Source organism: Segatella salivae F0493 (genome assembly GCF_000477535.1).
Lineage (GTDB): Bacteria > Bacteroidota > Bacteroidia > Bacteroidales > Bacteroidaceae > Prevotella > Prevotella salivae.
The window spans coordinates 199,063-212,762 of the sequence record NZ_AWGW01000025.1 but is presented as its reverse complement, the minus strand read 5'-3'; the positions used below and the strand labels follow the sequence as shown (position 1 = coordinate 212,762).

Sequence of the window (13,700 nt, the reverse complement as noted above, 5' to 3'; positions counted from 1 at the left end):
GCAAATTGTCGTGTGAAATGCCTTGTTTTACACGATGAAATGACGCAGATTGTGCGGTCATCCAATCACCAATATTGTGTTCATGCGCACATAGTCTTCGCTAAGATAAAAGAAACCACCAAATCCACAGGCTGTTCCCCATGAGTTTTTCGCAATGAAATAGCGCCTGCCTTGATGGTCATGGGCCAGTCCGATGAGTTCAAGTGCGTGGTCATCTGTGGTTTCTCGCCGTTCAAATGCACGCTGACGCTGTTGCTGGGTGACGTGTTTTTGTGTTAATTTTGCTATTCCTGAGTTGGCATGAAAGCCCGAAGAAGAGACATCTCCCTCCCAAAACACGGCGCGACCACTGCGTATTCGGTTGACGATAAAGTGCATCATGGTGTCTAAGGGCACATTAAGTACGCGGTCGTCATTGACATTATCGGGCACTTCGAGAATGAAACGACTGCCAAAAGGATGATGAGTGAAGCTCGTAACTGCCTGATATTCGTCGTCACGGCATACGCTATGAGCAAACTCTAAGGGCGTATATTCGGCACCAAGCATGTGGACTTTCGGGCCGGGAAGATAGCCGATGGCTGCATCAAGCACACGATTCATGCGGTCGTCAAGGCCTGGGAAGTCGGTTGTTGAACGCGTACAAAGTTGCAATTTGCGTGCAACGACGTTATAATTCACGGGGTCTTGGGCATGATATGAATCGAAAGGAACGACTCCATAGGTTTGAATCAGCGTGAGAAGTCGTGTGCCCATGCCTCGCAAATTGGCTGGAACAGCGCCATGGGAAAGGTAGTATCGGCGCGTTGTTTCAGTGAGAAGGCAACGTGCAACGTAATCGGTGCTGAGGTTAACAGAGTCACCTTGCATGAGATGATTAGTCTCTATGGTGGCCAACATGGCATAAACCCAGCAGAGACTGCTACGCCCTTGGTCTTTCACGGGAGTTGTTTTGAGACATATCTCCGTGGTAAACGGGTCATGTTTTGTTGTGTGCTGAGGTCGCGAACAGGCTGAAACCATCAGCACAAGACTTATGATATAAACATTAATTTTATTCATATTCCGCAAAGTTACAAAGAAAATGATTAAATTTGCAGGCATGAAAGGGAAAATAACTGATTATGAAGTAATGGCTCCAGTAGGCTCACGTGAGAGCTTAGTTGCAGCAATTCAGGCTGGAGCGGATTCTGTTTATTTCGGTATAGGCAAGCTGAACATGCGGTCACATTCGGCCAATCATTTCACCATAGACGACTTACGAGAGATTGCTTCCACGTGTAATGCGCATGGAATCAAGACCTATTTGACTGTAAACACAGTCATTTATGATGAAGATTTGCCTACAATGCGCGAGATTATTGACGCTGCAAAGGACGCAGGTATAAGCGCAGTGATTGCCAGTGACGTAGCCGTTATGGCGTATTGTAATGAGGTTGGCGAGGAAGTTCACCTCTCAACACAACTCAATATATCGAACATTGAGGCGCTAAAGTTCTACAGTCGGTTCGCTGATGTGAGTGTACTTGCGCGCGAATTAAACATGGAACAAGTTCGTAAAATCTGTGATTCCATCCTCCAAGAACATATTACTGGGCCGATGGGTAGACTTGTTCGGATTGAAATGTTCTGTCATGGTGCGTTGTGTATGGCCGTTAGTGGCAAGTGTTATCTAAGCCTTTCGGATACCAATCGGTCGGCAAATCGTGGGGAATGTGTACAGATATGTCGGCGTTCTTACACTGTAACGGATAAGGAAACTGGCAACCAATTGGAGATAGATAATAAGTATATTATGAGTCCTAAGGACCTAAAGACCGTGCGATTCATTGATAAAATGATGGAGGCGGGCGTCAGAGTGTTTAAGATAGAGGGTCGAGCCAGAGGACCAGAATACGTATATACCGTCGTGAAATGTTATAAAGAGGCCATAGAGTCGGTTCTAAACGGCACGTGTTCAGAAGCGAAGAAGGACGAATGGGATAAGCGATTGGCTACTGTTTTCAATCGAGGTTTCTGGGATGGATACTATCAAGGCCAGACACTTGGAGAGTGGAATCGAAACTATGGCAGTGCCGCGACGGAGAAGAAGGTGCTTATCGGCAAGGTGATGAAATACTTTTCAAAGCTCAATGTGGCTGAAATTGCCGTGGAAGCTACCGACTTTAAGCATGGTGATAAGCTATTAATCACGGGACCAACCACGGGAGTTATGTATCTCACGGCAGATGAAATACGCTATGATCTCAATCCTGTTGAGAAGGCAGAACAAGGAACTCGTGTCTCAATTCCCGTCACAGGGAAGGTTCGTCCCAATGATAAAATCTTCAAATTAGTAAAGACTCAGCCTTCCACAACGCACTAATCAACCTGTAAGAAGCGTGTAGCTTGTTGGAAAAGAGAACGAATGCTTTCGATGTAAAGCTAAGGATTATATTGATAAATGATTAATTATGACAATCAACGAAGCTCAAGATGAAGTGATTGAAGAGTTTAATGACTTCACCGATTGGATGGATAAATATCAACTGCTCATTGACTTGGGCGGCGAATTGAATGCGCTTGGTGAGCAATATAAGAACGATGACAACCTCATTGATGGCTGCCAGAGTCGTGTTTGGATTCAATGTGACGTGAAAAATGGCCAGCTTTTCTTCACGGCTGATAGCGATGCACTCATCGTAAAAGGCATTATTGCATTACTAATCAAGGTATTTAGTGGGCATACTGCAAAGGAAATTCTCGATGCTGACCTTTATTTCATCGATCGAATTGGCTTGAAAGACCACCTAAGTCCGACGCGAAGTAACGGTTTACTCGCCATGGTTAAGCGCATAAAGTCATACGCTTTAGTATATGCAAATGCATAGAAAGTTGCGCACAATAGAGATGAATCGTCTCTCAATTGACGAGTTTAAGGAGGCTAAAAAGCTTCCTTTGGTCGTTGTTTTAGATGATGTTCGGAGCCTATATAACGTGGGAAGTGTCTTCCGTTCGGGTGATGCTTTCCGCATAGAAGGCATATATCTCTGCGGTATTACAGCCACTCCGCCGAATGCTGAGATTCATAAGACGGCGCTTGGAGGCGAAGATAGTGTTGCGTGGAGATATTTTTCATGTGCTGAAGACGCTGTAACGGAGTTGCAAAGTCACGATTACTTTGTGTATAGTATAGAGCAAGTTGAGGGCAGTATAAAGCTACAAAACCTCACGATAGATAAGACTTCAGAGGCTAAAGGCTATGCTGTTGTCTTTGGAAATGAGGTGAAGGGTGTCAAACAAGAGGTTGTTAACATGAGTGACGGCTGCCTTGAAATTCCTCAATTTGGTACAAAGCACAGTCTCAATGTAAGCACAACAGCCGGTATTGTGATGTGGGAATTTACGCGAAAACTATTGTTTGAGTAGGGAAAAACAAGTTAATAGTGGAATAGAAAGCCTTTCTTTATGGCTTAAAATCATTTTATTGAGACGTATGAAAAAGAGAATTTATTTTTTTATTGTACTTATTTCATTGCTCTTTTCTTGTCAGAATATGAGTAAAAATCAAACAAATGAACATGCAAAGTTTATGGAAATTAACGACACAAACCATTATAGCAAGCCGAGTGAAGAGCTACTTCGGAAGACGCTTACGCCCGAACAATTTGCTATAACGCAACAAGCGGCGACTGAACGCCCCTTTGTTAATGCCTACGACCATGAGTTTCGACCAGGCATTTACGTAGATATTACCACAGGACAACCTTTGTTTCTCTCATCCGATAAATATGATTCAGGTTGTGGATGGCCAGCGTTCTCGCGCCCAATTGACGAACATTTGATTGTCAAAAACACCGATTTGTCTCACGGAATGACGCGCACCGAGGTGAAAAGTAAGCTTGGTGACGCTCACTTAGGACATGTTTTTAACGATGGACCACGTGAAAAAGGCGGCCAACGCTACTGCATTAATAGTGGTGCTTTGCGTTTCATTCCCGAACAAGACATGGCAAAAGAGGGCTACGGAGCTTATCTCTCACTGCTTCATCCGTTGCAAACCATCTGTCTTGCAGGCGGTTGTTTCTGGGGAACAGAGCACTTTTTTAAACAGGTTCATGGGGTAAAGGCTACGCAGGTTGGCTATGCCAATGGGCACACGCCACATCCTTCATACCACGAAGTGTGTACCGACACAACGGGATTTGCCGAAACTGTAAAGGTGGAATACGACCCTTCAGAAGTTAGTTTGGCGTTTTTGTTAGACTTATATTTTAGGGCTATCGACCCCACTTCAGTCAATCAGCAGGGCAACGACCGCGGAACGCAATACCGAACAGGCATATACTACACCAACAAAGCTGACCTATCGATGATTGAAGCCGTTATAAAGGCGCAACAAAAGCATTACAAACAGCCTATCAGAGTGGAGGTTTCGCCGCTGAAAAACTTTTATTCGGCTGAGGAATATCATCAAGATTATCTCGACAAGAACCCCACAGGATATTGTCATCTGCCACAAAGTTTGTTTGAAATGGCACGAAAAGCGCGCATGAAACAACCATAGTTGGCAGGCATCATCGGCTATCTTACCTTGCTTTCCGACAGTGTTTTTCAAAACTATGCAATGTAGTGATTCGACCACTACATTGCCGATAGAACACAAGTTCTTAGACTTCTTTCTTCAAAGACTTTGCAGGCGCAAGGATTTTCCTTACGGGATACCACACCGCCAGCCAGCCAACGATGAGCACAGTGACGAAAATCAGTGACACATCTGTATAATGTACGCTGACAGGATAGGCGTTTACGATGAAGGTTCCGCTACTGTTTCCGAGTGAAACAAAGCCATATTGCTGTTGCAACCAACACAACAGAAGTCCCAATCCAATACCGATAATCGCACCAAATGCCGAAATCAACCAGCCTTCGAATAGGAAAATTTGAGATATTTGGTGCTCGTTTGCACCGAGATTCCGCAGCGTTGTCACATCGTTTTTCTTGTCGATGATCAACATTGAGAGTGAACCTATGATGTTAAAGCATGCTACTATGAGGATGAAAGTAAGGAAAATATAAGCTATATACTTTTCAATCTGCATGATCTTAAACGTGTCGGCTTGTTGTTCAAAGCGGTCCATTACCTTGTATTTTGACCCACCTATTGACTGCATCTCTTTCTTAACAGCATCTAAATCGCTGCCATTTTTCAGTCTGAACTCAAGCGAAGACAATCGTCCTTGCTGTCCAAACAGGTTACGGGCAAAGGCAATTGGCGCGATGATATAGTTCTTGTCGTATTTGCTTTGATTGACTGCAAACACCACTCCGGGGGATAAGAGCGAGTCAACCACAAAGGCTTGGGTTGGGTTTGCAGCGTCAAATTGTCCTTCTTTCTGTGGAGCGTAGATGCGAAGATAGTCTCCAAAGCGCGCACCTGTACCCAAAGCAGCCGCTAATCTGATGCCCATGATGCCGTATTGCAGGTTTCCTGCGTGCAAACTATACGTGCCGTCACCAAACAATATGTCTTTAACGTGCGTCAACTGGTCAAAGTTGTCGTCGACACCCTTTACAATTACCATCGCCTGTTGACCTTTATATAGCGCTAAAGCCTGGTCTTCCACGCTCTCGGTGGCTACATCTACCGCCGGCAAAGCCTTCATCTTTGCCAATAAAGGGTCATCACTCGGAGCCGTCTTTCCTTGGGTTGGCACCACTTCGAGTTGTGGATCAAAGTTCGTAAAGAATGTAGCCACGAGGTCATGAAAGCCATTGAAGACACTCAACACTATTACAAGGGCCATCGTTGCCACGGCAACGCCAATCACCGAGATAACAGATATCACGTTGATTGCATTCGTACTCTTCTTTGAAAAGAGGTAACGCTTGGCAATATATAAAGGAAAATTCATAAAAGAAAAACTCACTTCGTCTCCTCACTCCTTTGTTCTAATGACATAAAACAGCGGTTGTTTTGACTCAAAACAGCTTGTTGGGTAGAACAGCCGACCTTCGTTTGCATTGTTTGTACACAGCAGTGACACAATGGTTTAGGGGCGGCGGCGAGGAGGTTACACTTGGATTTATTTCTTCAAAAGCTCGTCTATGCGCTCAATGTAGTCCAAACTATCGTCTATAAAGAATCGAAGTTCGGGGATAATACGCAGTTGATTGCGCACACGGCAACCCAAATCATAACGTATAGTCTTTGTGTTTGCGGTGACATTCTTTAGAATTTCCTCGCTCTTCTCACTTGGAAATATACTCAGATATGCCGTGCAAATGCTCAAGTCGGGACTGATTTTAACGCGCGTAACACTAACCATCACGCCATGCATCTGGCGAGTTTGCTCTTGAAAGATAGTCGCAAGTTCTTTCTGTAACAGTCTTGATATGCGGTTTTGTCTTGTTTCTTGCATAATAATTCGAATTAATCTTTGTTGCAAAGATACTTATTTTTCTGCTCATCGGGCAGCAATCCACAAGATTTTTACGTATGAAGCGCGAAATATAATGGTGCTGAAGGCTTTGCGTATAGCCGTGAGACAATTGCCTATTTTAGTCGAATGTTCTTATACACCCCATTACCTTATGAGCCATGATGCATGGTTTTATCCTATAAAGGAAAAGGAGGGTAGGTGTAAACTGCGTTAAATGACCGCGCAATTTGATGCATTTCATGCGGTGATTTGCGTCATTTCATCGTGTGAAATGCGTCACTTTACGCATGCATTATGGGCTGATGATGTTTAAAAAGGTGGTTTGTCATGGCGTGATGCTTCCGATAGTAGCTCGCAAAGAGGTTATCGGAAGCAGGTTGTAGAGAGGTAATGGGGTTATAGTTTCTCCCCATAACAGAGGTCACCAGCGTCACCAAATCCCGGGACGATATACTTATGTTCATTCATTCCAGGGTCAATGGCAGCACACCATATTGTGGTTTTATCTTCTGGGAAGGTCTTTTTGATGTGGTCAATGCCCTCAGGTGAGGCGATGACACAGCACACATGAATCTGTTTAGGCGTGCCCTTTGTGAGGAAAGCCTTAAAGCCTAACTCCATGCTTCCACCTGTTGCAAGCATTGGGTCGGCAATAATCAGCGTCTTTCCATCAATATTTGGTGTGGCAAGATATTCGATATGAATACCCACTTCGTGGTGTTCGGCGTCCTTATATTCGCGATATGCGCTCACGAAAGCATTGCCAGCATGGTCGAAGATGTTGAGAAACCCATTATGAAAAGGTAGGCCGGCACGAAAGATAGTGGCTAAAACAATCTTGTCAGTAGGCACATTTACGCGTGAGATTCCTAATGGAGTAGTGATGTCTTTTGCCTCATAATGCAACGTCTTTGATATCTCGAAAGCTTCAAATTCGCCTATACGCATGATATTGTTCCTAAAGAGTAGTCGATTGTTTTGATAGTCAACGTCTCTCATTTCGGCCAGATACTGGTTAATAATACTATTTTTCTCGGAGAAGTTTACAATTTTCATAGGTTGTTTCGAATTAATTTTTGCAAAGGTATTTAATTCTATCTTCTTTTGCAAAGTGAGTCTTACAAATGTGTTTATTGACTGATTCTTTTTAACAACTTTAACTAAGAAACGACCTAAATCGACTGAATTTTAGAGCTCGAAAGTTGGGATATATATATTTTTTTCCTTAACTTTGCCGTCAAGAAATTCAAGAATAACATAACGACAAATTTAATTTCACAACTTAAATACATTTAAGAAATGGCAAAGTTTGACAAATCAGTACTTGAGAAGTACGGCATTACAGGTACTACAGAAGTACTTTACAACCCTACGTATGAGGTGTTGTTTAATGAAGAGACAAAAGAAGGTCTCGAAGGTTTTGAGGTAGGTCAGGAGACAGAACTTGGCGCTATCAACGTTAAGACAGGTATCTATACCGGCCGTTCTCCTAAGGATAAGTTCATCGTTGATGATGAAACATCTCATAATACAGTGTGGTGGGACTCAGAGGAATACCACAATGATAACCATCGTGCAAGTCAAGAAGCATGGAAAGCTGTTAAGGAAATAGCTAAGAAAGAGCTTTCAAACAAGCGCTTGTTTGTAGTAGATGGTTTCTGCGGTACACACAAAGATACTCGCATGAAGATTCGTTTCATCGTTGAGGTTGCATGGCAAGCTCACTTTGTTACAAACATGTTCATCCGTCCAAAGAATGAAGCTGACTTCGATCAAGAGCCAGATTTCATCGTATACAATGCTTCTAAGGCAAAGGTTGAGAACTATAAGGAACTCGGCTTGCACTCAGAAACTTGTGTAATGTTCAACGTAACATCTAAAGAGCAGGTTATCGTTAACACATGGTATGGTGGTGAAATGAAGAAAGGTATGTTCTCAATGATGAACTACTTCTTGCCACTTAAGGGCATGGCTTCTATGCACTGCTCTGCTAATACAGACCTCAACGGCGAGAATACTGCTATCTTCTTCGGCCTTTCTGGTACGGGTAAGACAACTCTTTCAACTGATCCTAAGCGCAAACTCATCGGTGATGACGAGCACGGATGGGACGACAAGGGCGTATTTAACTTTGAAGGTGGCTGCTATGCAAAGGTTATCAACCTTGACAAAGAGTCTGAACCAGACATCTATGGCGCTATTACTCGCGACGCTCTTCTTGAGAATGTAACCGTAGATAAGGATGGAAAGATTGACTTCAATGATAAGAGTATCACTGAGAATACACGTGTTTCTTATCCTATTTACCACATTAAGAACATCCAACGTCCTGAATCTCAGGGTCCAGCTGCTAAGCAAGTAATCTTCCTTTCAGCTGATGCTTTCGGTGTACTTCCTCCTGTTTCTATCCTCAACGCAGAGCAAACGAAGTACTACTTCCTCTCTGGTTTCACCGCTAAGTTGGCTGGTACAGAGCGTGGTATCACTGAACCTACTCCAACATTCTCAGCTTGTTTCGGTCAGGCATTCCTCGAATTGCACCCAACTAAGTATGCAGAGGAGTTGGTAAAGAAGATGGATAAGAGTGGCGCTAAGGCTTACTTGGTTAACACTGGATGGAATGGTACAGGCAAACGCATCTCAATTCGTGACACACGTGGTATCATTGATGCTATCTTAAATCACTCAATTGACAACGCTCCTACAAAGACTATTCCTTACTTTAACTTTGTTGTTCCAACGAAGTTGGAGGGTGTTGCTACAGAGATTCTTGATCCTCGTGACACTTATAAGAATGCTTCTGAGTGGGAAGAGAAAGCTAAGGATTTGGCTGCTCGCTTCATTAAGAACTTCAAGAAGTATGAAAGCAATGAGGCTGGTAAGGCACTTGTTGCTGCTGGTCCACAGCTTTAATCATCGCATCCGACTCGACTCTCTCCTTATATATATAAGGTGTATGAGTCGGAAGAATATAATAAACCTTGCAATGCAAATGTGTTGCAAGGTTTTTTTATGCCATTTTGTGAGGATTTTGGTCGTTTTTATTTATCTTCCTACATCTGCATTGTGTTCTATTTTAATAGCATAGAATGAGAAGTCTTTATTATTCTAAAGAAAAATATGAGGGAAAAGCATAAATCTTCCCAAATATTTCAGTAATTTTGCCTATAGTCTTTACCTCATGAATGGTATTGCCTTATGTCATTTTCTCAGGGTTTTGACATTACAGAATAATTTAAGTTATCTGCTTAGCAGGAACAAAACATTTACGAGTTACACCTATTTATATATATGGAAGAAAAGAAATTAATAGACGAATATCGCGAGGCGGTGAGACAATGCATGTTGTCTGCAACGAAAGATAATGGTGAATTGCAGCTTACAGAAAAAGAAGTTAACGCGCGGTTAGCCTCATTTTCAGATGACGATTTAGCCTTTGGGATGCCTTTTAACACACCCGAAGAAACGGCAAATATGCTACTTTCTGAATAGAACGCAGACTTTTTTGCGCACTATTACAAACATAACCTTCTATAAAATGAAAAAATCGGAGTTGATTTCTCACCCCGATTGTCATTGGTGGGCCGACTTTCGACACCACCTTTCTTGTCATTACAAACAACCTTTAACCTAAATTCAATAACTAAAAACCTAAAACTTTAAATAGATTATCCCTTAAAACAATCTTACTTTCACCTTTGACTAATCCTATTTTCAAATCGTTTTGCCTGAACACTAATCCTTTTCCTTTCGTTAGCTAAACCTATTTCGTTTCTTAAAATAAATCTTGCTTACCTAAAAACCTATTGTTGTTTGTGGGCGCGAAAGTATAAATTATTTCAAAAATAGATTGTAGCGACATGACTTTTCAATAAAAACCTTCGTGAATTTTTGATATAAATCAATCTTCTTTTCATAGGAAAAAGTTTCTAACTTTCTGCCATAGACGAGTTGATAAGATACTTTTCTCATCACCATTATTTGCAGGGTATGTTTTTTTTACGTATCTTTGTGCACATAACCAAATACCTAAGAACTTCAAACCATAAAGATATGAATACAAAACTAATGTTTGCACTGGTAGCGATGGCAAGTCCATTATGCAGCCATGCACAACAACAACCAACCTTTACTGAATGGCATGACTGTGCCGTTAATGAGGTAAATCGTTTTCCTTTGCATACAAACTTCTTCGCTTTTGAGTCTAATGATAAAGCAATGAAGGGTGATAAGAAGCAATCAAACAACTACTTTTCGCTCGAAGGCGACTGGAAATTCAATTGGGTTCCTAATGCCGATGAACGCCCAACCGACTTCTTTAAGACGACGTTTAACGACGCTTCATGGGGCAAGTTGGCTGTACCTGGTATATGGGAAGTCAATGGTTACGGAGATCCTGTATACTTAAATGTCGGTTTTGCATGGCGAGGACACTTCAAAAATAATCCTCCTCAGGTGCCCATTAAAGACAATCATGTTGGTAGTTACCGTCGAACCATAACGCTTCCTGACACGTGGAAAGGACGTCAAGTGATAGCCCACTTCGGCTCGGTAACGTCAAATATGTACCTGTGGGTAAACGGACAATACGTTGGTTACACTGAAGATAGTAAGGTAGCTGCCGAATATGACATTACAAAATACCTCAAACCTGGAGAGAATCTCATAGCATTTCAGACCTTCAGATGGTGTGATGGATCGTATAGTGAGGACCAAGACTTCTGGCGTTTAAGTGGAGTTGCACGCGAATGTTACTTGTATTCTCGTGATGCAAACGTGCATATTGATGATATTCGCATTACTCCTGATCTCACAAATAACTACACAGATGGAGACGCTATGATAGCGGTTACTGCGAAAGGAAACCCAATTATAGACTTCGAATTGCTCAATGCGAATGGTAAAACCATAGTAAAGAGTGAGTCAAACTTTAAGGGAAGACAACGCGGAAACGTGCATTTCATGGTGCGTAACGTAAAGAAATGGTCAGCAGAGACACCTTATTTATATACTCTTGTGGCTACGGTGAAAGACCAAAAACGCCAGGTAAAAGAGGTTATCACACAGAAGGTGGGCTTTAGAAAGGTTGAAATCAAAGGCTCGCAAATGCTTGTTAATGGTATGCCTATCCTCATAAAGGGTGCCAACCGCCATGAAGTTGACCCCGATGGAGGCTATGTTGTGACGCTCGATCGCATGATTCAAGACATCAAAATCATGAAGCGTTTGAACATCAATGCCGTCAGAACGTGCCACTATCCCGATGATCCTCGCTGGTATGACCTTTGTGATGAGTATGGCCTTTATGTCGTTGCTGAGGCTAATCAAGAAAGCCATGGCCTCGGATATGATGATAATTCGCTGATGATACAGGCTCAGTTTGCTACTCCTGTGATGCAACGCAATCAGCATAATGTAGCGATGCAGTTCAATCATCCAAGCATTATCACGTGGAGTTTGGGTAATGAGAGTAGGTATTGTGACCATTTCGATAAGGCGTATGATTGGATAAAGCAATATGATCCCTCACGTCCTGTGCAGTATGAACAGGCTGCTTGGAAGGGTTCAAGAGCTTCAGATATCTTCTGTCCGATGTATTATTCTGTTGCAAACTGTGAGAAATATTGTCTTGATTCGACTAAAACCATGCCGCTTATCCAGTGTGAATACAACCATACAATGGGTAATTCGGGAGGAAATCTTGCCGAATATTGGCGCCTAATTCGCAAGTATCCTAAGTATCAAGGAGGCTTTGATTGGGACTTCGTTGACCAGGGATTGCACAAGAATCTCAATTTTAAGGCATCACGAACCTTAGCTGATTATGAGGCTAAAGCTGCTTCATTAGAGCCTGGAACGGGTAATCAAGAGGAGTATTGCTATGGTGGTGACTACAACAATTATGACCCTTCAGACAACAACTTCAACTGCAATGGTATCATAGGTCCTGACCGTCAGCTCAATCCTCATGCCTATGAACTGGCTTATCAGTATCAAAATATATGGACAGACCCCATAGACTTACAGGCTGGAAAGCTACGCGTTAAGAACGAAAACTTCTTCCGTGATCTCTCTGATTACCGCTTGAAGTGGACGGCTTTGGATGAATACGGAAGGGAACTTGCCTCTGGTTATGTTGACAATTTGAATGTTCAGCCCCAACAAACGGCCGAAATCCAGTTGCCTTTTGCCGAGAATATGGACTTCGTTCAATATCTTAATGTTGATTATCAGTTAAAGAATGCAGAGCCATTAATGGCACAAGGTCAGACGATTGCATATCAACAATTGGAATCAGATGCTGTAGCTGACCACGCAATGCGTGAGCCTTTATCTGCAAAAGCAAAGATTATCGATAAGAAAAATGAATCTGTAATACGTATCACTGGCAACAACTTCACCTTTGGCTTCGACCGAACAACAGGCTGGTTGACCCAGTATGAGGTTGGCGGAACTAACATGTTAGGCAATGGCGGCACGTTGAAACCCAACTTCTGGAGAGCGCTTACAGACAATGATATGGGTGCTAACTTCCAGCATAAGCTTGGTGTTTGGCGCAATCCTGAAATGAAATTGCAGTCGCTAAACGTACAGATGGTTGCACGAGACAAGGAACATAAAGATCCCATAGTCACTGCTTTATACGATATGCCAGCTGTGAAGGCTCAGTTGAAACTAACCTATATGGTACTTGATGGTGGTGAATTGAACGTCAAGATGCAGATGATCACTGACAAGAATGCCAAGGTTAGCGATATGCTTCGCTTCGGAATGGTGATGCAAATGCCGTATAACATGGACCAGATTCAATACTTTGGACGTGGTCCAATAGAGAACTATAGCGACCGAAAAGCTTCAGAACGCATCGGCATCTATAAGCAAACAGCCGACAATCAGTTCTTCCCTTACATCCGTCCACAGGAAAATGGCACGAAACAAGATGTCAAATGGTGGCAACAGACCAATGCTTCGGGTACAGGACTTGAAATACATGGTGAGCTTGGTGACCTCTCTATGTCAGCTCTCCACTATGCGATTGCCGACCTTGATGATGGACTTGAGAAGGGACAACGCCATAGTTATCAAGTTAAAAAGTCATCTTTCACCAACCTTTGTATCGACAAAGAACAAACTGGAGTGGGTGGAACCAATAGCTGGGGTGAGTGGCCTTTGGAGCGTTATCGCCTGCACTATGGTGACAGAACTTATGAGTTCTCATTGCGTCCTATTGTGAAATAACGTGGTTTATCCACCTTTTAACCCATAAAATCCACCTCC

11 protein-coding genes are annotated in these 13,700 nt (G+C 42.7%); 7 read left to right on the top strand and 4 right to left on the bottom strand.

Features of this window, described 5'->3' with window-relative positions; genetic code table 11:
- Positions 1 to 57: 57 nt before the first annotated feature.
- Positions 58 to 1,104, bottom strand: a complete 1,047-nt coding sequence (locus tag HMPREF9145_RS08530; protein WP_081697718.1) for a C1 family peptidase — start codon at positions 1,102 to 1,104, stop codon at positions 58 to 60.
- Here HMPREF9145_RS08530 and HMPREF9145_RS08525 point away from each other — a divergent pair.
- From HMPREF9145_RS08525 to HMPREF9145_RS08510, 4 genes are all read left to right on the top strand, one after another.
- Complete coding sequence (locus HMPREF9145_RS08525) at positions 1,103 to 2,365, top strand: peptidase U32 family protein (protein WP_036907172.1); 1,263 nt, start codon at positions 1,103 to 1,105, stop codon at positions 2,363 to 2,365. The genes HMPREF9145_RS08530 and HMPREF9145_RS08525 overlap by 2 nt on opposite strands.
- A gap of 88 nt (positions 2,366 to 2,453) precedes the next feature.
- Positions 2,454 to 2,870 (top strand): SufE family protein, encoded by a 417-nt coding sequence (locus tag HMPREF9145_RS08520; RefSeq protein WP_021825874.1) that lies wholly within the window; start codon positions 2,454 to 2,456, stop codon positions 2,868 to 2,870.
- Positions 2,857 to 3,408, top strand: a complete 552-nt coding sequence (locus tag HMPREF9145_RS08515) for an RNA methyltransferase (RefSeq protein WP_196809758.1) — start codon at positions 2,857 to 2,859, stop codon at positions 3,406 to 3,408. Before HMPREF9145_RS08520 ends, HMPREF9145_RS08515 begins: the two co-directional genes overlap by 14 nt.
- Positions 3,409 to 3,475: 67 nt before the next feature.
- Positions 3,476 to 4,546 carry a bifunctional methionine sulfoxide reductase B/A protein gene (locus HMPREF9145_RS08510; protein ID WP_036907125.1) on the top strand — a complete coding sequence of 357 codons (1,071 nt, stop codon included), beginning with the start codon at positions 3,476 to 3,478 and terminating at the stop codon, positions 4,544 to 4,546.
- Between the two features lie 103 nt (positions 4,547 to 4,649).
- On the opposite strand, the gene HMPREF9145_RS08505 is transcribed toward HMPREF9145_RS08510, so the two are convergent.
- The 3 genes from HMPREF9145_RS08505 to upp all read right to left on the bottom strand — a co-directional run bounded on the left by HMPREF9145_RS08505 (position 4,650) and on the right by upp (position 7,478).
- Positions 4,650 to 5,894 carry an FtsX-like permease family protein gene (locus tag HMPREF9145_RS08505; protein ID WP_021825832.1) on the bottom strand — a complete coding sequence of 415 codons (1,245 nt, stop codon included), beginning with the start codon at positions 5,892 to 5,894 and terminating at the stop codon, positions 4,650 to 4,652.
- A gap of 171 nt (positions 5,895 to 6,065) precedes the next feature.
- Positions 6,066 to 6,401, bottom strand: coding sequence for a 30S ribosome-binding factor RbfA (rbfA, locus tag HMPREF9145_RS08500; protein ID WP_007135025.1), 336 nt, complete (start codon positions 6,399 to 6,401; stop codon positions 6,066 to 6,068).
- Between the two features lie 417 nt (positions 6,402 to 6,818).
- Positions 6,819 to 7,478 carry a uracil phosphoribosyltransferase gene (upp, locus tag HMPREF9145_RS08495; RefSeq protein WP_021825790.1) on the bottom strand — a complete coding sequence of 220 codons (660 nt, stop codon included), beginning with the start codon at positions 7,476 to 7,478 and terminating at the stop codon, positions 6,819 to 6,821.
- Between the two features lie 243 nt (positions 7,479 to 7,721).
- On the opposite strand from upp, the gene pckA reads away from it, so the two are divergent.
- The 3 genes from pckA to HMPREF9145_RS08480 all read left to right on the top strand — a co-directional run bounded on the left by pckA (position 7,722) and on the right by HMPREF9145_RS08480 (position 13,661).
- Positions 7,722 to 9,335 (top strand): phosphoenolpyruvate carboxykinase (ATP), encoded by a 1,614-nt coding sequence (gene pckA / locus HMPREF9145_RS08490; RefSeq protein ID WP_007135031.1) that lies wholly within the window; start codon positions 7,722 to 7,724, stop codon positions 9,333 to 9,335.
- Between the two features lie 378 nt (positions 9,336 to 9,713).
- Complete coding sequence (locus tag HMPREF9145_RS08485; protein WP_021825789.1) at positions 9,714 to 9,914, top strand: hypothetical protein; 201 nt, start codon at positions 9,714 to 9,716, stop codon at positions 9,912 to 9,914.
- A 561-nt stretch (positions 9,915 to 10,475) separates the two neighbouring features.
- Positions 10,476 to 13,661, top strand: a complete 3,186-nt coding sequence (locus HMPREF9145_RS08480) for a glycoside hydrolase family 2 TIM barrel-domain containing protein (RefSeq protein ID WP_036907168.1) — start codon at positions 10,476 to 10,478, stop codon at positions 13,659 to 13,661.
- Positions 13,662 to 13,700 lie beyond the last annotated feature (39 nt).